Genomic DNA, 19772 nt, shown 5'->3' with positions numbered 1-19772 from the left:
TGATCTTATCATAAAATTATAACATGTCCAAAAGGGGAAATACCTGTTACTCAGTGTACTCGGGAGGAAAACGCAAATAAAACCTGCAGATTCGCAAATAAAACTAGCAAAATCGCAAATAAACTTCCCAGATTCGCAAATAACCCCATTAAATTCGCAAATAAACGTTCTTTAGGGGGTTCAAGATCAAGCAAAAAAGGGTTCAAATTCCCACTGCTTTATAGCAGCGGGGATCTGAACCCTTTTAGTAGTTATGCCAATCTCATCTTAAAGTCTTGATAGCCAAATTCACGTACGACTTGGCAATCTCCGTCTTTTCCTTTGACAGCAATGGCCGGTAGTGGCATGCCGTTAAAGGTAGTATTTTTGACCATTGTATAGATGGCCATATCACCGAAAACTAAGCGATCGCCAAGTTGTAATGGCTGGTCAAAAGAGTAATCGCCAATCACATCGCCAGTTAGACAAGTTTGTCCGCCCAGACGGTAGGTAAATGGCTTCTCTCCTGACTCCCCAGAACCAAAGAGTGGCGGGCGATAAGGCATTTCCAACACATCTGGCATGTGGCAAGAAGCAGACGTATCAAGAATCGCAATATCCATTCCATTTTTCACCGTATCAAGAACTGTTGTTACCAAATAGCCGGCATTGAGGGCAACGGCTTCACCTGGCTCAAGATAGACTTCTAAGCCGTATTTCTCCTGCATTCTTTTAATGCAGCGTTCAAGGCGCGGGATATCATAATCCTCACGTGTAATATGATGGCCGCCGCCGAAATTAATCCATTCCATTTGAGAAAGCCATGGACCAAACTTTTCTTCCACAGCATTTAACGTTGTTTCTAACGCGTCAGAGTTTTGCTGACAAAGTGTATGGAAATGAAGTCCAGACACACCATCAAGCAAATCAGGACGAAAATGTTCAATGGTTACACCAAAGCGGGAACCGGGTGAACATGGATCATAAATGGCATGCCCTTCTTGGGTGGAGCATTCAGGATTGATCCGCAAGCCGACTTTTTTACCGGCTTGAAGTACTTTACCTTTAAATTTTTCCAACTGAGTGTTGGAATTAAAGATAATGTGATCACAGATCTCGACAATTTCATCCATTTCTTCTGCACGATAGGCAGCAGAAAAACAATGATTTTCTTTTCCCATTTCTTCGTAACCTAGACGAGCCTCGAATGGGCCGCTAGCAGTTGTACCGCTTAAATACTCGCCAATCAGTGGGTACAAAGAGGACATAGAGAAAGCTTTTTGGGCTAACACAATTTTACATCCAGTCCGCTTCATTACACCGTTTAGGATTCTTAAATTCTTTTCTAATAGTTCTTCGTCAACGACATAACATGGTGTAGGTAATTCTTCAAATTTCATTTTTTAGTCCACAAGCTCTGGGTCAAAGCTTTCCTTCCAAGGTAGTCCCCATTTATTCAATGCTTCCATGAATGGGTCTGGATCAAACTCTTCTATATTGTATACCCCTTTATAATCCCATGTTCCTGTCATTAACATCATTGCACCGATCATGGCTGGAACGCCAGTTGTATAAGCGACTGCTTGCGAACCAACTTCTCTGTAGCATTCTTCATGATCACAAACATTGTAAACATAGTAGGTTTTATCTTTTCCGTCTTTTTTACCACGGAAGATCACACCAATATTGGTTTTTCCTTTTGTACGTGGTCCAAGAGAAGAAGGATCAGGTAAAACAGCCTTTAAAAATTGAAGTGGAATAATTTGCTTGCCTTCATATTCAATTGGCTCAATTGAAGTCATACCAACATTTTCAAGGCATTTTAAATGTGTAAGGTAGCTTTGGCCAAATGTCATAAAGAAACGAATCCGTTTAATGCCAGGCATGTTTAAGGCAAGAGATTCAATTTCTTCGTGGTGCAATAAATACATATCTTTCTCGCCAATTTCAGGGAAATTGTAGACGCGTTTGATTTCCATTGGTTCTGTTTCGATCCATTCACCGTTCTCCCAGTAGCTGCCGTTAGCAGAGACTTCACGGATATTGATTTCAGGATTGAAGTTTGTTGCGAACGGATAGCCGTGATCGCCGGCATTACAGTCTAAAATATCGATATATTCGATTTCATCAAAATGATGTTTAAGCGCGTAAGCAGAGAATACACCTGTTACACCTGGGTCAAAACCGCTGCCTAGAAGGGCTGTAATTCCAGCTTCTTTAAAACGTTCACGGTATTCCCATTGCCATTTATATTCAAATTTCGCCGTATCTTCCGGCTCATAATTTGCTGTATCCATGTAGTTAGTTTTTGTTGCAAGACAAGCATCCATAATCGTTAAATCTTGATATGGAAGGGCTAAGTTCATGACGATATCTGGTTTTACTTCTTCTATTAAAGCAATTAACTCATCTACATTATTTGCATCCACTTGTGCAGTGGTGATTTTTGTTTTTCCGCCATCTAATTTTTCTTTTAAGGCATCACATTTGGACTTTGTCCGGCTTGCAATACAAATTTCCTCAAATACATCACTATTTTGAACACATTTGTGGATGGCTACTTGAGCGACACCGCCACAACCGATAATAAGTGCTTTTCCCATTCTCTTATCTCCCCTAACTAGTTTGATTTTTGCTAAGCGATGAGCCATTCCCATCTAACTCAGCCTTGCAGGTTGTCTGCAGGGACATGATCCCTCAAAGTGTTTTTACACAACAAAAAAAGCAAGTGCAAAACGCAAACCTGCGCACAACACTTGCTTTCGACATAATCAATATTAAAAATGAGCATATCCATGACCAAGGTCATATCAATACATCTATCATAAAAGTCAAAAGACATTATGGCAGAAAGCTCTTTAATATTCAAATATATCATTTCAGATCAGAGTCTATATAGCAAATAATTACTTTTACTACTCTTATTGACCGTTTCACAAGTTGTGTGCATATGCACTGGTTGTAAAGTAACCAACTTATAAAATTTGAGCTTTTAACTCAATCAATAAGGCAACTAAAGTTGCCAATCGGCATTTGACCCGGCTGTCCGTATGGCCATTCCTTCAATCAAGAAGTGGTCAAAAATTATCTGCTTGGAAAGACTCAAGATACATTGAATAGGCTTTCCAATTTCATGCTACTCAATATTATCAGCAAATAAATCAAATATCAATAGAAAAATTGAAATTAAATTGACGAATTTCGACGTAAATTGATTCCAGTGTTGGAAAAGGGTGTCAGGCACCCTTTACACTACATTTGCAGTGAAATAGGTGTCAGGCACCATTTGCAACACAAGTATAGTGAAATAGGTGTCAGGCACCAATTACACTATCAAAGATCAAAATATCTCCGCAGTAAGTAGGATATCCATTTGTAATGGGGGTGGCTGCGGATGTTTTCGAGTAGTCCTTTTACAATGGCAGGAGGGAATGCTTCTTCAATGAGCTGCTTCTTTAGCAGGATTAATGATTCCTTTTCGATTGAAGGTTCGTCCATTTCTTCGATCTTTTGTTCCAAACTCTCAAGAAGCTGGTCCTTTGATATGTCTTCCGTCGCCGGCTGGTTCACCATCTCAATCAGTTCTTCCGTAATAAATGGAAGGGTTGTATGTTCAACAATCAGATTAGTCTTTTCGACCAGCGATTCTGACAAAACCTCCAAATCAACCAGTACATTATAGAAGAAAAATAACTCCGAATACGCATTCATAAACGCTTTAATACAATAGAGTAAATCATATTTTGTCTGTTTCACCTTATCGCCGTATAACCGTTCAATCATATAAAGGATTGTTTTTTCATTTAAACGATTGTAGTAATGCATTTTTAAAATAAGTTCTTCATTTACAGACTGCATTTGCTCTTTGACGAAAAGCTTAGCAAAGTCCTTATGCTTATGAAAATAATGAAACATCGTGTAATAAAACTCATATAAAAGGTTATCCTCATTGTTAGTATTTCTGACTAATTGGTCAATTTCAGTGGTGATTTGCATCATAAAATGATCGATTATGGCTGAAATCAGCTCATCCTTCGACTTGAAAGAGAGGTAGAAGGCACCCTTAGATATGCCGCAATACTCTGTTATTTGCTGTATGGTAGTAGCTTCAAACCCTTGTTTAGCAAAGAGTTCTAATGCCTTCTCCATAATTAATTGTTTTTTTACCATTATTAGTAATCGCTCCTAGGGTCATATCGTTGACAAATGACTCATTAGTCATTAGTATAAGTAAATGAGCTTAATAAGTCAATTAAGGTAGGTGCGATAGTGAAAGGGTTAGTCAATTTTGTGTTAAAAAATAAATTAGCAGTATGGCTGCTAACAATTATTATTACGGTTTCTGGTATTTATTCAGGGACACGAATGAATATGGAGACCATTCCAGATATCTCGATTCCCTATCTCATGGTTATGGATGTCTACCCAGGAGCAACTCCTGAGAAAGTAATGGGAGATGTGTCCGTTCCGATTGAGAAAGCAGTGGAAGGCCTTGAAGATGTGAAGGCTGTTTACTCCAATTCCTATTCGAATATGTCCAGTCTGCAAGTCGAATATGAATACGGCATCGATATGGACGAAGCCAAACGTGCCTTACAATCGGCATTAGATAGCGTGAAATTGCCAGAGGGTGCACAAGAGCCCAAAATTACTGCCATCAGCATGAATATGATGCCGGTCGTAGCGCTCAGTGTAAGTAGTTCAAAAGAGGACATTGTCGAATTAACGTCGACGGTCCAAGATATCATACTTCCAAAAATTGAAAAGATCGACGGTGTTGCGTCTGCCACGATTACAGGTCAGCACATTGAAGAAGTGGATCTTACTTATAATCAAGCGAAATTAACGGAATTTGGATTAACCGAGGATAAAGTCAAGCAAATGATTCAAGCGAGCAATATGGCCGTTTCATTAGGACTTTACGAGTTTAAAGAGGGCGAGCAAGCCGTTTCTGTCGATGGGAAGTTCATGACCATTGATGAGTTAAAGAACATGATGATTCCAGTGACTCCATCAGCCGCACACCCAACCCCGTTTGTGAAACTTAGCGACATTGCGACCGTAGAAATGGTCGGTAAAGTCCAATCCGTATCACGGACAAACGGTGAAGATGCGATTGCAATTCAAATTGTAAAAGAACAAGATTCGAACACAGTCGATGTGGTTAACAGTGTGAAAAAGGTGATCAAAGACGAGAAAGCAAAGATTGATGGTCTTGTCATTGATGTGACCCTTGACCAAGGGAAGCCAATTCAAGAATCGGTGACCACTATGGTTGAAAAGGCCGTATTTGGCGGTTTAATTGCTGTCTTAATTATTCTGTTATTTTTACGAGACTTTAAATCTACCATTATTTCAATCGTCTCGATCCCGGTTTCGATTTTCATGGCGCTTCTTTTATTAAACTGGATGGATATTACGCTTAATATCATGACCCTTGGTGCGATTACCGTGGCCATTGGCCGGGTTATCGATGACTCGATAGTCGTGGTGGAAAATATTTATCGCCGTCTTCATTTAAAGGAAGAGAAACTAAATGGACGCGCCCTTGTCCGTGAAGCGACGATTGAAATGTTTAAACCAATTTTGTCCTCCACGTTAGTAACGGTGGCTGTATTTGCACCACTAATCTTCGTGGGTGGTATGGTCGGTGAAATGTTCAGGCCGTTTGCGTTAACCATGGCGTTTGCGCTTGGTGCTTCGTTACTTGTCGCGATTACAGTCGTGCCAGCACTATCGCATTTCTTATTTAAGAAAAAGTTATATGGTGAAAAATCAACAAAGAAACACAAAGATGTCGGGGAATTAGCGAAGTGGTACAAATGGGTCTTAGAAAAAGCCCTTAACCATAAAGTGATTACATCCCTGCTTGCGATTGTGTTATTAGCAGGAAGTTTGGCTTTAACACCATTGATCGGCTTTAGCTTCCTCGGCAGTGAAGAAGAAAAAGTGATGTATCTAACGTACACGCCAGAGGCTGGCGAATTAAAAGAGGATACGTTGAAGAATGTTCAAGCCGTTGAAGAGAAGATGTTAAAACGGGATGATATTGATATTGTTCAAGTATCTGTGACAGAAACAGGTGACCCATCCGCAGCGATGATGGGCGGCGGAGGCGGCGGTGCCTTGATGTACCTCATCTTTAATCCTGATATGGAAGACTTCCCAGAGGTCCGCACGAAAATTGAAGACTATATGAAAAATATCGGTCAATCCGGTGAATGGAAGTCACAAAACTTCACGCCAACATCCATGGCTTCGAACGAAGTAAGCTACACTTTTTACAGTGAAGATTTAGATAAACTAAATGACTCGGTCAAAATGGTTGAAAAAGTCATGCAAAAAGATGATGGCTTAAAGGATGTTACCACAACGGCAGAAGATGCTTATGTGGAGTATACATTCAAAGTAGCCCAAAATGAGCTGCTGCAGTACGGATTAACAACGGGTCAAATCGTGATGATGTTAAATCCAACGAAAACAAAAGATGTGATTACCACTGTTGAAAAAGATGGTGACTCATTAGACGTAATTGTGCAGCAAGCACAAACTGCTCAGCCAAAATCAATTGATGAGCTGTTAGCAACCCAAGTACCAACAGCGCTTGGGAAATCCATGCCGCTTTCGCAGCTTGTGAAAGTGGAAAAAGGGACAACATTAAATACTCTGGCACGCAGTAAAGGTGAATACTATGCAAGCGTAACAGGAACCATCAAAGGAAAAAATGTTTCAAAAGCAACAGCTGCTGTTGATAAAGAAATTAATAAGTTAGATTTACCAAAAGGTGTGACCATGGGTACGGCCGGTGTTCAGGCGGATATGACGGAAACCTTTACCCAGCTAGGTGTAGCCATGCTTGCGGCGATCGCGATTGTCTACTTTATCCTAGTGGTGACATTTGGTGAAGGTGTCGCACCATTCTCGATCCTGTTCAGTTTACCATTCGCAGTAATCGGTTCCTTTGTAGGCTTATTTATTGCCGGGGAGACGATTTCGGTATCGGTTATGATGGGTCTGTTGATGTTAATTGGCATTGTCGTCACGAACGCCATCGTCTTGGTCGACCGGATTATTCATATGGAACGTGATGGCTTGAAGATGCGTGATGCAATTCTTGAGGCGGGCGCCACACGACTGCGTCCAATCCTGATGACCGCAATCGCGACGGTCGGTGCCCTGATTCCATTAGCACTAGGTTCAGGCGGCGGCGGTTTAATCTCGAAAGGTCTGGGAATTACCGTTATCGGTGGTTTAATCAGCTCAACACTATTAACGTTAATTGTCGTGCCGATTGTGTATGAAGTATTATCAAAGTTATTAAAGAAAAACCGTCGAGAAATACAAGAGAATTAATCAACCAAGCCCTGCAAGGTGTTAGATCTTGCAGGACTTTTTTGTATCATGCAAATTCGAGTTTTTTTTTAAATTAGTAAAAAATGCCCTCTTAAACAGTGTAAAAGTGGAAATATGTTTGAAATCCCTTTCAAAATGACAGTTTTTGTTATAATAGAGTTAATTACCTGAACGAAGAGGGGGGATTAGGGTGAGCCGGATATTTGATCGAGTTCCTGCAACATGGCATGAGCAAATCATTAATCTATTAGCAGAACGTGTGGTCATCGTAGACCGAAATGGGATTATTTTATATATAAATGAAGGCTATTGTAAGTTTATCGGAACGACAGTGGAAGAGGCGATTAACCGTCCTGTCCAAGATGTAATCGAAAACTCACGGATGCATATCGTGGCGCAAACAGGTGAAAAAGAACTGGCCGCCCGTCAATCAATCAACGGAAGCGAGATGATTGCCAACCGCTATCCTCTATTTGAAAATGGAGAACTTGTCGGGGCGGTAGGCGATGTCATGTTCCGCAGTCCTGAAGAATGGCGGATGTATAAAACCAAAATCCAGAATCTGGTTGAAGAACTAAATTACTATCAATCAAAAGTTCAAAAGGATTTGCGGAGTAAATACAGCTTCAAGGATTTGATTGGAACCAGTCCTTCCTTTGTTAACGTAAAAAAACTGGCTGAACGGGTATCGGAAAGTCAATCCTCTGTACTGCTGATAGGGGAATCCGGTACGGGCAAGGAATTATTTGCTCATTCGATCCACCATCACAGCATGCGGGCAAACTCTCCGTTTGTGGCGATTAACTGTTCTTCTATTCCTGAGCATCTATTAGAATCGGAGCTGTTTGGCTATGAAGATGGAGCATTCACAGGGGCCAAAAAAGGCGGGAAAAAAGGGCAGTTTGAAGTGGCCAATCATGGAACGCTGTTTCTCGATGAAATAGGGGACATGCCTATGACCATGCAAAGTAAACTTTTACGGGTACTGCAGGAAAAAGAGGTGCAGCGGGTTGGCGGACAAAAGTCCATTCCGGTTGATGTTCGCATTATTGCGGCAACCCATCGGGACTTAGAGAAAATGGTCCAGGAAAGAAAGTTTCGCCAAGATTTATATTATCGCTTAAATGTCATCAAGATTGATATTCCGCCACTAAGAAAACGACTTGCAGATATTCCATTAATTGCAGCTAGTTTATTAAGAAAGTTGGGGAAGAAATTTTTCCGAAATGGGATTGAGCTTTCAGCGGAGGTCAACGAACGACTGATGCAGCATGCTTGGCCGGGAAACATTCGGGAACTTGAAAATGTGTTAGAACGGTCGATTAATGTGCTGGACGGTACCACGATTCAGCTGCATCACTTGCCGTTATATTTGCGTGACAATGGTGGTCAAGATCCAGAGGTTAGAGAGGGAGTTGAAAACGATTCAGCTGCTGCTGTCCATCCATCTCCTCAGTCTACAGACATCCTGCCATTAAAGGAAACCTTGGCGCTTGTCGAAAAGCAAGCCATACAAAATGCCCTTGCAATCACGAAGGGCAATAAAGTGGAGGCGGCCAAGCTGCTGGAAATTGGGAAAACGAGTTTTTATGATAAATGTAAGTTTTATAGTCTTAATTAATTCAGGTGCTTGGAAGCACCTGAATTTAGTTTTTTAGCCTTTTTGATCATTAAACCTTATTCAAATTGGCAATTTTACAACGACACCAAGGGTTAACACTCGTTTTGTTGGTTAAGACATTGCAGCTTTCTTGTAACCAAATCGTGATAAAGGTGTATCCATCTTTATCTTCTACTCCTCCTCTTCCAAGCAGTCAACATTGATTTTTTCCGCTTTTTCCTTGACGATTTTCTGCTCTATGTTCGGCTCGAGATAGAATAAGATGGGACTAGGATGGCGATCTCTTTCCAACGACATTTGCCATAATTGATTGGCTGCCTGCCATCTTTTATTAAAGATAGATTGCTTAGTTTCCACCATAATGGAATAGCCATTTTGCAAGTAGACTTTGGTATGAGCGCCACTTGCAGTCGTTTTTAGAATTTGTTCGGGGTTAAACCAGATGCAATCGAATTGTTCCGGTGACTTACTAGGAAATAGACAAACCCCAAGGGAATGACTAATTTTAGCTCCTCCACTTGCTCTACTTACATTAGAGTCCACAGATGTAAATGTATCACTTAATAATTGTTGGGGTGTCCTGTCCACTAAAAAGGATGACTTTCCAGCGTACACCCGGGCACAGTGCTTTCCATATCGGTCATATTCCCCCAGCATCAGAATCATCTTTTTTTCGACGTAATCGTTTTTTTGAATAATAATGGTAATCCTCTCCTTCAAATCGGAAATTTTAAAAGGCTGACCTGCTACTATTTTGGATATGAATCGCCCGATAGGGTTAATGATGACGCTTTCATTTTTATTTAAACCTTTCCCCCTAAATTTACTAAGCATTCCCACTGGCGGTAACCACAATAGTTATTTCTTTTAAAAAAAGGTAACATTTACCTTCTACTTTATTTAATAATAAATAGGCCTTTTTTGCTACGTACTATAGTATGCTAAAACGCCAATTTTCGACCAATTTCTTGACAATTACATGACAATTTTCGGAAAAATCCGCTTTTAGGCTTTTTGGCAGAAGGCTGCTGGGATAGCCGCGCAGTTTGGTATGATGGGAGAAAAGAATTTTTGAAAAGATTGGAAAAATATGAAACTAAATTTATGCTTCCTTAGTCTTAAGAGTGTTAGAAAGGAGGAAGTTAGCAGGTGCCTAAATATATTGCGGATTTTCCCTATCATTATGAAGAAATAAGTGATGAAGATAAGGCTCGTATCCTTGACGAACTAATGGATTTGTATTCTCGTAAAGTCTATTTATTAGCCTACTCCTATGTAAAAGATCAAGGGCTTGCAGAGGATATTTCGCAGGAAGTGTTTATTAAATTGTTTAAGTCTCTTCACCAGTTTAGAGGAGATGCTCAAATTTCGAGCTGGATCTATCGAATTACTGCCAATACCGCGAAGGATTTTCTGCGGTCGAAGAGTTTCAATATCCTTAAATACCCGAAGAATTTTTTTGAGAATTTATCCAAAAGTGAGGGGCCTGAGGATACTGTAATCAAACAAGACCAGCGCGAGGCGGTTTTACAAACGGTCCTAAAGCTTTCAACAAAATATCGTGAAATCATCATCCTTTACTATTTTCAAGAGGAAAAAGTCGAGGATATTGCCCACATATTAAATTTGAATGTCAACACAGTCAAGACACGACTATCAAGGGCAAGGTCTATGTTGAAGGAAAAAATAACTTCTTTTACAGGAGATGATTTACTTGAAAAACGATCTTAATGAAGTGAAAGAATATTATAATGGATACTTTGATGAAAAAATTGCTAACCGAATTAAAGAAGGCGTCCACCAACAGCTTCATCGAAAAAAACGAACCAGTCTCGGTAAAAAAATCATTTATATCAGCACAGCAGCCGCAGCGGCTTTCGCATTGTTTATCGGCCTCGCCTTTTACTCTCCTTCGGTAGCCAGCGTAGCGGCAAAGGTCCCCTTTTTAAAAATGTTGTTTGAATCAAAACCGCTTACCGAGGAACTTCACGATACTCTTACAAAAAAAGGAGTTCATTTCGATGGGGTGGGTGTTCAATATAGACCTAAAAAAGTGGTGTCGGTAAACATTCTTGGTACGAAAGGCTACGTAGAGAAGGTGACCCCGGAAGTAAAGAAGATCGTAAACAGCATCCTCCTATCAAGAGATTTGGATGCCTTTGAAGTAAAGGTTGAATCGATCGATCGGACAGTGGAACTGACCCCTGAGGAACAGAGGATCGATGATGAAACCACAAAGGTAGGAGAATTAGTTATTGGGGTGCTAAAAAGCTTCGGACAAGAAAATAATTCCTTTAGTCCGGATGTGGTGAATAAGACAATCGAATTAAATTTACCGAATACGGAAACGAGAACGGATGAGATTAAGCAAAAAGTTCAAACAGAATTAGCAGCAAATCATCACGGGGCTTATACGGTTAAAGCGAAAGTGTATAACGCCAAGAAGCGGGAACGGGAAGGCAGATGGCAGCCGCTTATCTCTACGATTGCCGAAGGAACGTTTGGAGCGAAAAAATATAAAGTAACCGGTGTGGGATACACCAACAGGTCTGCCGAATATATGACGATTACCATTAGGACATCAGCCTCCTCAACAGATGCGGATTATGAAAAGGTCATTAAGAATATTAGTGATACGATCCAAGAATTCTTAACATCCAAGGAAACGAAGGAGATTATTAAGGATGATGCCTATAGGGTGATTATTACTTCTAAAGATAAAAAGGAAACGGTGATTAGTTCGAATTAAATAGGTAGTACCTTAAACCCATCTCTCCAGGTGGGTTTTTATTTTTATATAAAGTAAATAACCTTCTACTTTGAGAAAGGTCCAGCTCCAGAGCTTGTTGGAAAAATATAGAGAACTGTAGGTAATATGATTCGTTTTTTCTTTTTTGCAATAATAGGGGTCAAAAAATGTTTATTGACCTCGAATCCTGTCAATGAAAGTGACGATTAGATGAAAGGGGGTGAGATATTGCACTTCCGCCATTTTCTTATTTCCGCTCTTATGGTCTGCGCAGCCCTGATTTTACCAGGACAGGCCTTTGCTGAAAAGAATGAGCCTAATGGAAATGCGAATTCCCATAAGGAACTGGTCCCAGTGAAGAGTTCATTAGAAAAAACCGCTGCACAGACTAACCTTCCGGCAAAAGCTGAACAGGCTAAGTCCGTGGCAAAACCAGTGGTGGTACCGGAACCTGCTAGTAAGCGTCAAAATGAGGTGAAACAGCAGATTTCCAAAGGTGTGCCTAAACAAGTCGTTTCGCCAAAACCAGCTGTCGCACCGAAAAGTTTGCCGGAGCAGGCAAACGGTAAGGGCTATGGTTTGTCTAATAGTAAAAAGACGGAGCAACCTGTAAACGCCCCTGGCCAAGAAAAAAGCGCTGCTGTACAGGAAAGTAAAAAAGAATTTGTTCAGGAATTGAAAACTACTCCTGCTAAGGACTTTTCAAAAATACCTACTGTAGAGAACAAGACGGAATCAACTAAGTTGGTAAATCGAGTGGAATCGCAAGCACAGGGTTCTGACGTATCAGTGCCAAAAAAAGTTGAGTATTCTAAACCGATTGTGACTAGGCCAGCCGAGAAAGAAAAAGTTCCTTCAAGTAAGGAAGAGATTCCGGCTGTTGACCAAGCTGTTAACCCAACGACACGTTCTAACAGTTCGGGTGGACCATCAAATGATCGTGTCAGCCAAGGACCAAACATGATAACTCCGTTGGATAAATGGTTTGAATGGAATAGATACTATGAAATCAAACTTATTCAGCCGTATCTTTCGCGGTATGCGTTTTTAAATAATCAATGGGTGAATGCTCCACCGTCACCGCCACCACAAGTAGCTCCTTTATTATAGACCGTTACTAAGCTGCAACTAGCCACGGAACACGAAAATAAAAGGAGCGAATTATAAACATGAAACATTATTTAAGCACAAATAAAATCGTAAAATCATTAGTATTGGGTGGAGCATTATCTATTGGAGTTCTTGTTGGAGGTCATTTTACTGAAGCTGCGGGCCCCGATCATGGAAAAGCGGGCCAAACTGTTCAAGTAAAAGCAGAAGTTAAGGTAAAGGTTAATGGGCATGCACAGCAAGTACAAGCCTCTAAACCTGCCGTTTCTGTAAAACCAGCGGCCCCAGTAAAGGAACAGCCACAGAAGGAAAAAGCGAGCAAATCTCAAGCAAGTGTACATGCCAGTGAAACAGCGAAAATGCATGCTAATCCAAATTCAGCGGTGCTAGGTAAAGTTGGTAAAGTTGAAGAGGAAGTAACTGAAAAAACTCCAGTTCAAGAACCTGTAGTGGAAGAGAAAGCTGAAGCTCCAGTTCAAGAACCTGTAGTTGTAGAGGCTGCGGAGGATACAACTGTAACAACTGAACCTACTGCTCCATCGACAGAGGTTGTAGATGAACCAACTGTTGACACTGAGGATGAAGGTATTGTTGAAGAAGATGAAAAAACAGCAGATGTTGAAGCTGATGCAGATACAACTGTGGTTGTTGAAGATCAAGAAGATGAAAATCAGGATGCTGACAGAGATGCTGATTCTAAAAAGATTACTATTGATCATAATGCTTTAGTGAATACAAAAGATGATGAAGATGGTGAGGCAACTGAAGAAGATACCGATACAGATAAGGATCCTAAGGTAAATCCTTCAGCAGCAAACAAAGTAAAATCACAAGCATTCGAACATGCAAGTGAAACTGCAAAAGCACATGCTGCAAAAAATTCAGCTGTTTTAGCAAGTGGGGAAGTTTCTGACGTTGAAGAGGCTCCAGTAGTAGAAGAGACTCCTGTTGTAGAGGAAACTCCAGTAGTTGAAGAAACTCCTGTAGTAGAAGAATCAGAAGCTACAGACGAAGCAACTGTTGAGGCTGATGAAACTGTAACAGGTGAAGAAGCAACTGAAGAAGAAACAGCAAAAGTTGAAAAGGTAAATCCATCTACAGCAAACAAAGTAAGATCACAAGCATTTGAACATGCAAGTGAAACTGCAAAAGCACATGCTGCAAAAAATTCAGCTGTTTTAGCAAGTGGAGAAGTTTCTGACGTTGAAGAGACTCCAGTAGTAGAAGAGACTCCTGTAGTTGAAGAAGACGAAGCAACTATTGAAGCTGAAGAGGCTGTAACAAGTGAAGAAGCAACTGTTGAAGCTGAAGAGGCTGTAACAAGTGAAGAAGCAACTGTTGAAGCTGAAGAGGCTGTAACAAGTGAAGAAACAACTGTTGAAGCTGAAGAGGCTGTAACAAGTGAAGAAGCAACTGTTGAAGCTGAAGAGGCTGTAACAAGTGAAGAAACAACTGTTGAAGCTGAAGAGGCTGTAACAGGTGAAGAAGTAACTGAAGAAGCAACAGAAGCTGTAACAGGTGAAGATGCAACTGAAGAAGAGGCAGTAAAAGTTGAAAAGGTAAATCCATCTGCAGCAAACAAAGCAAAAGCTCAAGCTAGTGTAAAAGCAAGCGAACAGGCAAAAGCACACGCTGCAGCAAACTCTGCTGTCCTAGCCGTTTCAGTGGAAACTGAGGCTGTCGTATCTGTTGAGGAAACAACATCTCCAGAAGTTACAGTTGACACAACTGTTGAAGAAGAATAATTACGTATTCTAAAAAGAAACCGAGGATTTTTCCTCGGTTTTTTTTGTTTTCCGTTTAATAATCAAGCGGGTGTTCAAATTTCCGTCAAAACATTTCTAACAAACTGTGAACATATTACCATTGTTATGTTTTTTAAGTGAAAAAATACTATATTAGTACCATAAAGAACAAATCAATATTGGAAAGGCGGAATCATTCATGTTTAATAAATTTTTAAGAGAAAATAAAATTGCTTCTTATATTCTAACAATCTTACGTGTCTATCTTGGCTACTCTTGGTTCACAGCAGGTTTAGGAAAATTAACAAGCGGCGGCTTTGACGCTTCTGGATTTTTAAAAGGAGCGATCGCTAACCCGGTCAAAGGTCCAGACGGCGCGATTGTATTTGGATGGTATGTTGATTTCTTAAAACACTTTGCATTACCAAATGTTGATATCTTCAATGTCGTTGTTCCTGTCGGTGAAACTTTAATCGGTTTAGGCTTACTCTTAGGCTGCTTAACAACTACTGCCATGTTCTTTGGTTTAGTGATGAACTTCAGCTTCTTCTTAGCAGGAACGGTATCTCACAACCCTAGAGACATTTTCTTAGGCTTTATCATCTTAACAGCAGGTTACAACGCAGGTAAAATCGGTTTAGACCATTGGGTTATTCCTTTTATTCGAAAAATCAGCAAAAAAGAAACAGGCACTGACAAACATAAATCGATAGCATAACTTAGAAAGACAAGGCGACTCGGCTTCCGAGTCGTCTTTTTTGTTGGATGAATCCTAGGATTTCCAAATTTCTGAATAGCATTAATTATTGACACAATTTGAAATTAGATATATCATTATATCAATTTTCAAATAGTTATTTCGAAGAATATTATATATAATCACATTTTACGCTGGTGTTTATTTAGAAAAAAGTATTGTGTACAAGGCTAAATACGAGTGATAGATTATAGGGAGATAACTTGGGGGACTTTTACGTTAAAATGTTAGAAAATTTCGATTAATAGTTAGGGTGGTGGAAAAGATGAAACAATCTACAAAAACATATTTAGTTGAGCGAATGTATAAAGCATCACAAGGACTTGCCAATGCTGTATTAGTAACACTGGGAATCGGCCTTTTGATTCAATCATTCGGTACATTTACAGGATGGGAAGGCTTTAATACCATTGGTACTTCTGCCCAGCTCATGCTCGCCCCGGCAATCGGAGCAGGCATTGCTTATCAGTTGGGCGGCAATACATTAGTTATTTTTAGCGCGATGGCTTGCAGTACCATTGGGGCCAATGCAATCCATATAACTGATGGAGGAGTCACCTTAGTAACGGGGCAGCCAATCAGCGCTGTCTTAGCGGCTGTTGTTGCAACCTGGGTAGGAAAACGTGTGACAGGTAAAACAAAATTAGATATGATGGCGATACCGTTTGCGGCTGTCTTAGTTGGCGGAGTGGCTGGTGTATTTTTAGCGATGGTTACGACCCCGCTGTTGCAATGGTTAAGTGCACAAATTACAGCGTCTGTTAAAGGGTATCCATTATTGGGGTCCATCGTTATTGCGCTTGTCTGGAGTATTTTTCTCATGTCGCCTGCATCATCAGCGGCGATCGCGATTGCCTTGCAGCTTGATCCTGTATCAAGTGCAGCCGCTTTAATCGGTTGTACTGCCCAGTTTGCGGGGTTTACGGCGATGTCACTTAAACAAAATGATCTTGGCGCCAATATCGCGCAATCGTTAATTACACCAAAGGTTCAATTCCCTAACTTGGTCAAGAACCCGCGGCTCGCGATTCCGCCGTTTATTTCAGCGATTATTTGCGCACCAATTGCGACGATAATCTTTGACTTCCAGGTTCCCTATCAACTAGCGGGGCTCGGTCTCAATTCCTTAATTGCTCCCATTAATATTCTAGCGAACCAAGGTCCGGTCGTTCTTGCTGTTTTTATTGCTGTTGGCGTGATTCTTCCGGTTATTATTTCACTAGCGATTTATCATGGTTTGAAGTTAAAAGGATGGGCAAAAAAGGACGATTTGCGGATGGTCATTCAATAAGCCCTCGTTCATTACCTGAATTTAAAATGATGGACTTTCGAGCTAAAACGCTGTTGAAAGCTCTAGAATAAAGAAGGAAACCACTCCACGTTCACAAAAAGCGGGGTGGTTTCCTTTTGAGTTTAAGATTATTTTACACCCATCCTAGAATCAACATAATTTTGAAAGGATACAGTTATAGAAGTTTAAAGAAAAAAATGTATATTTTCCTGTGATTACCAACTATGTATTCCTTTATTGAATTGTGAAAATAAAATCATTTCTTGGGGAATAATGTTCTTTTAGAAGAGAATTTGCGGCAATTACCTAAGAAATAGTTAATTCATCCAACTAATAGGCAGGAAATGAACGTATTTTTATAGAAGTAGTCGTTATTTGGCAAGTCATATGAAAATTAAACGCTGATGAACGAGAGACATTCTAGGCTGCAGTAATTTTCCTAAATATCGGTATACTAAGAAGATGAAAGGTAATGAGAAAGGGGTTTGAAAAATGGAATTAACGGTTAACTGGAAAGAGAAAATGGCCTTTACGGGAGTTACTCCCTCGGGGCATGAATTCACCATGGATGCGGCACCGGAAGTGGGGGGAGAAAATGCAGGTCCCCGGCCAACGGAACTGCTCTTAGAGGCAGTAGCAGGCTGCACAGGAATTGATATTATCTCCATTTTACATAAAATGCGTCTGGAGCCATCTTCTTTTCAAATGGACGTGAAAGGCGAGCGGGCCGATGATCATCCTAAGCGATTCACGACGATTAACATCCACTATGCGTTAGATGGAGAGCTGCCGGAGGACAAGGTCGTCCGTGCCATTCAATTATCGAAAGACAAATATTGTTCCGTCGCCCATTCTCTCAATTCTGAAATCACTGCCACTTACTCCATAAATGGAGTTAAAGGGGAAAAATCGCTTTAGTTTATTGAGGGAATAGAGAAAAGAGACCAAATCGTAAATTGATTTGGTCTCTTTTTTGGAGGATTTTTAACGTTTTTCAATATAGTTTACAACATCCCCAACGGTTTGAAGTGTTGCGGCAATTTTGTCACTTATTTCGACGGCAAATTCATCTTCGATTTCCATCGTCAAATTTACCATATCAAGCGAATCCGCTTCGAAGTCTTCTTTAAATGATGCGTCCGGTCTAATATTCTCCATTTTGACACCCAACTGGTCTGCAATAATAGGTTTTAATTTTTCAAATGTGGTCATGGATGCACTCTCCTAAATTTTTCGTTAGCCCTATTATAACAGTCAAATTCGGACCGTGAAATATTAAAAAATGCCAATAGGGACGGTTGTTAGTGGTTTCCACATTTATTTTTTGTACAAACCAGTTCTATATACATAGAAAAATTGAACCCATAAGTGAAGGGAGCTAGGTTGAATTTCCTTTTTAAGTATATATTTACATGAATGTCTACAACTTTTGAACGATTTTGGAGCGTTTTGATTGAACTTTAGTTTGGAGTTGTATATTATGAATTCGAAACAAGTTCAACAAGATATAACAAAAGGAGATTAATATAGATGAACGTATTAGTAGTTAAAGCAAACAACCGTCCAGCTTCTGAAGCTGTTTCAAGTAAAATGTATGAAACTTTCATGGAGAACCTAGAAGGCGTTAACGTTACCACTTACGATGTTTTTGCGGAAGATATGCCTTACTTTGGTCAGGATTTATTCAACGCCTTTGGTAAATTACAATCGGGTGAAGAATTAACAGACCTTGAACAACGTATTTTAGCAGCGAAACAAAAAGCGATGGATGCTCTTTCTGCTGCCGACCTCGTTGTGTTTGCATTCCCATTATGGAACTTAACCATCCCAGCTAAATTACAAACATTTATTGATTATGTATACGCAGCGGGCTTTGCCTTTAAATACAGCGAAACTGGTGAATTAATCAGCTTAATGCCTGAGAAAAAGGCTGTGATCTTAAGTGCGCGCGGCGGCATTTATTCCACACCTGAAGCAGCACCAATGGAAATGGCTGCGACTTATGTTAAAAATGTGTTTGGCGGCGTATTCGGTATGGAAATCGTTGATGAAGTGATTATCGAAGGTCATAATGCAGCACCTGACAAAGCTGAAGCAATTATCGCTGAAGGCTTAGCAAAAGTAGCTGAAACAGCAAAACGTTTTTCAGCTGTAAAAGCCTAAGTTTAATATTGTATTATCCCAAGCAAAGAAACGTCTAAAATCGATTCATAATCGACCTTAGACGTTTTTTTTTTGCAAAAAGAAGATGTCATTATTGGGCTGTTCAAAATTCCGTCAAAGCTTTTTAAACAAACTGTGAACTAATCACTATCCCCATGTTGTTTAAGTGGAAAAGGGATTATAGTAGAACCATAAAGAGAAAACAAAAAACGAAGGGCGGAATCATTTATGTTTAATAAATTTTTAAGAGAAAATAAAATTGCTTCTTATATTCTAACAGTCTTACGTGTCTATCTTGGTTATTCTTGGTTCACAGCAGGTTTAGGTAAATTAACAAGCGGCGGCTTTGATGCTTCTGGATTTTTAAAAGGAGCGATCGCTAACCCGGTCAAAGGTCCAGATGGCGCGATTGTATTTGGATGGTATGTTGACTTCTTAAAGCACTTTGCATTGCCAAACGTTGATATCTTTAACGTAGTCGTCCCTGTCGGTGAAACATTAATCGGTTTAGGTTTACTCTTAGGCTGCTTAACAACTACTGCGATGTTCTTTGGTCTAGTAATGAACTTCAGCTTCTTCTTAGCTGGAACAGTATCGCACAACCCTAGAGACATCTTCTTAGGCTTCATCATCTTAACAGCTGGTTACAACGCAGGTAAAATCGGTTTAGACCGTTGGGTTATTCCTTTCATTCGCAAAATCAGCAAGAAAGAAACAGGCACTGATAAATCTAAAGTGGCAGCGTAAGTAAGTTGAACACAAAGGGCGCCGGGAATCACTCCCCGGCGCTTTTTATTTTAGCAGTGGACTGACATCGTTTACAGAGACTCCTCCATAAGTAGTAGTAAATATCCTTACATGTAACAATCTTGTTATCCAAGCATTCAGTAAACTTTACAACGGCTTAATGCTGAGTTAACAATGAGGGCTTATTGTTAAAGAGGACAAAAGCAACTTTTCTGAATAAGAAAAATACTAGTTTATCTGTTTCGTAGTCGTGTATC

General features: G+C 40.2%; 16 protein-coding genes. 11 read left to right on the top strand and 5 right to left on the bottom strand.

Annotated elements, in window-relative coordinates; translation table 11 throughout:
* Positions 1 to 251: 251 nt before the first annotated feature.
* From nspC to AC4E8C_RS21265, 3 genes are all read right to left on the bottom strand, one after another.
* Complete coding sequence (gene nspC / locus AC4E8C_RS21275) at positions 252 to 1379, bottom strand: carboxynorspermidine decarboxylase (protein WP_490208624.1); 1128 nt, start codon at positions 1377 to 1379, stop codon at positions 252 to 254.
* Between the two features lie 3 nt (positions 1380 to 1382).
* Complete coding sequence (locus AC4E8C_RS21270) at positions 1383 to 2582, bottom strand: saccharopine dehydrogenase family protein (protein ID WP_490208623.1); 1200 nt, start codon at positions 2580 to 2582, stop codon at positions 1383 to 1385.
* 730 nt (positions 2583 to 3312) lie between these two features.
* Positions 3313 to 4149 carry a TetR/AcrR family transcriptional regulator gene (locus tag AC4E8C_RS21265; RefSeq protein WP_490208622.1) on the bottom strand — a complete coding sequence of 279 codons (837 nt, stop codon included), beginning with the start codon at positions 4147 to 4149 and terminating at the stop codon, positions 3313 to 3315.
* A gap of 99 nt (positions 4150 to 4248) precedes the next feature.
* Here AC4E8C_RS21265 and AC4E8C_RS21260 point away from each other — a divergent pair, with 99 nt between their 5' ends.
* Complete coding sequence (locus AC4E8C_RS21260) at positions 4249 to 7332, top strand: efflux RND transporter permease subunit (RefSeq protein ID WP_490208621.1); 3084 nt, start codon at positions 4249 to 4251, stop codon at positions 7330 to 7332.
* Positions 7333 to 7522: 190 nt separating this feature from the next.
* On the top strand, positions 7523 to 8953 hold the full coding sequence (locus AC4E8C_RS21255; protein ID WP_490208620.1) for a sigma-54 interaction domain-containing protein: 1431 nt from the start codon (positions 7523 to 7525) through the stop codon (positions 8951 to 8953).
* Between the two features lie 171 nt (positions 8954 to 9124).
* Here the strand turns inward: AC4E8C_RS21255 and AC4E8C_RS21250 are convergent, their stop codons facing one another.
* Positions 9125 to 9787, bottom strand: a complete 663-nt coding sequence (locus tag AC4E8C_RS21250; RefSeq protein ID WP_490212623.1) for a competence protein ComK — start codon at positions 9785 to 9787, stop codon at positions 9125 to 9127.
* Positions 9788 to 10102: 315 nt separating this feature from the next.
* Between AC4E8C_RS21250 and AC4E8C_RS21245 the strand changes: the two genes are divergently transcribed.
* The 7 genes from AC4E8C_RS21245 to AC4E8C_RS21215 all read left to right on the top strand — a co-directional run bounded on the left by AC4E8C_RS21245 (position 10103) and on the right by AC4E8C_RS21215 (position 17523).
* Positions 10103 to 10684, top strand: coding sequence for a sigma-70 family RNA polymerase sigma factor (locus AC4E8C_RS21245; protein ID WP_490208619.1), 582 nt, complete (start codon positions 10103 to 10105; stop codon positions 10682 to 10684).
* Positions 10668 to 11702 carry a hypothetical protein gene (locus AC4E8C_RS21240; protein WP_490208618.1) on the top strand — a complete coding sequence of 345 codons (1035 nt, stop codon included), beginning with the start codon at positions 10668 to 10670 and terminating at the stop codon, positions 11700 to 11702. Before AC4E8C_RS21245 ends, AC4E8C_RS21240 begins: the two co-directional genes overlap by 17 nt.
* A 228-nt stretch (positions 11703 to 11930) precedes the next feature.
* Complete coding sequence (locus AC4E8C_RS21235; RefSeq protein ID WP_490208617.1) at positions 11931 to 12812, top strand: hypothetical protein; 882 nt, start codon at positions 11931 to 11933, stop codon at positions 12810 to 12812.
* Positions 12813 to 12871: 59 nt separating this feature from the next.
* Positions 12872 to 14557, top strand: coding sequence for a hypothetical protein (locus AC4E8C_RS21230; protein WP_490208616.1), 1686 nt, complete (start codon positions 12872 to 12874; stop codon positions 14555 to 14557).
* 199 nt (positions 14558 to 14756) lie between these two features.
* Entirely contained in the window at positions 14757 to 15275 is a 519-nt protein-coding gene (locus AC4E8C_RS21225; protein WP_490208615.1) for a DoxX family membrane protein, read from the top strand.
* Positions 15276 to 15579: 304 nt separating this feature from the next.
* Positions 15580 to 16605 carry a PTS sugar transporter subunit IIC gene (locus tag AC4E8C_RS21220; RefSeq protein WP_490208614.1) on the top strand — a complete coding sequence of 342 codons (1026 nt, stop codon included), beginning with the start codon at positions 15580 to 15582 and terminating at the stop codon, positions 16603 to 16605.
* Between the two features lie 492 nt (positions 16606 to 17097).
* A complete protein-coding gene (locus tag AC4E8C_RS21215) occupies positions 17098 to 17523 on the top strand; it encodes an OsmC family protein (protein ID WP_490208613.1) in 426 nt (141 codons plus the stop codon).
* Between the two features lie 66 nt (positions 17524 to 17589).
* On the opposite strand, the gene acpP is transcribed toward AC4E8C_RS21215, so the two are convergent.
* Entirely contained in the window at positions 17590 to 17817 is a 228-nt protein-coding gene (acpP, locus tag AC4E8C_RS21210; RefSeq protein WP_490208612.1) for an acyl carrier protein, read from the bottom strand.
* 318 nt (positions 17818 to 18135) lie between these two features.
* Between acpP and AC4E8C_RS21205 the strand changes: the two genes are divergently transcribed.
* Positions 18136 to 18768 (top strand): FMN-dependent NADH-azoreductase, encoded by a 633-nt coding sequence (locus tag AC4E8C_RS21205; RefSeq protein WP_490208611.1) that lies wholly within the window; start codon positions 18136 to 18138, stop codon positions 18766 to 18768.
* A 228-nt stretch (positions 18769 to 18996) separates the two neighbouring features.
* On the top strand, positions 18997 to 19515 hold the full coding sequence (locus AC4E8C_RS21200) for a DoxX family membrane protein (RefSeq protein WP_490208610.1): 519 nt from the start codon (positions 18997 to 18999) through the stop codon (positions 19513 to 19515).
* Positions 19516 to 19772: the final 257 nt, after the last annotated feature.

The sequence above is a fragment of the Neobacillus sp. SRL179 genome (assembly GCF_984799095.1).
This window is presented reverse-complemented; position numbering and strand designations above follow the sequence as displayed.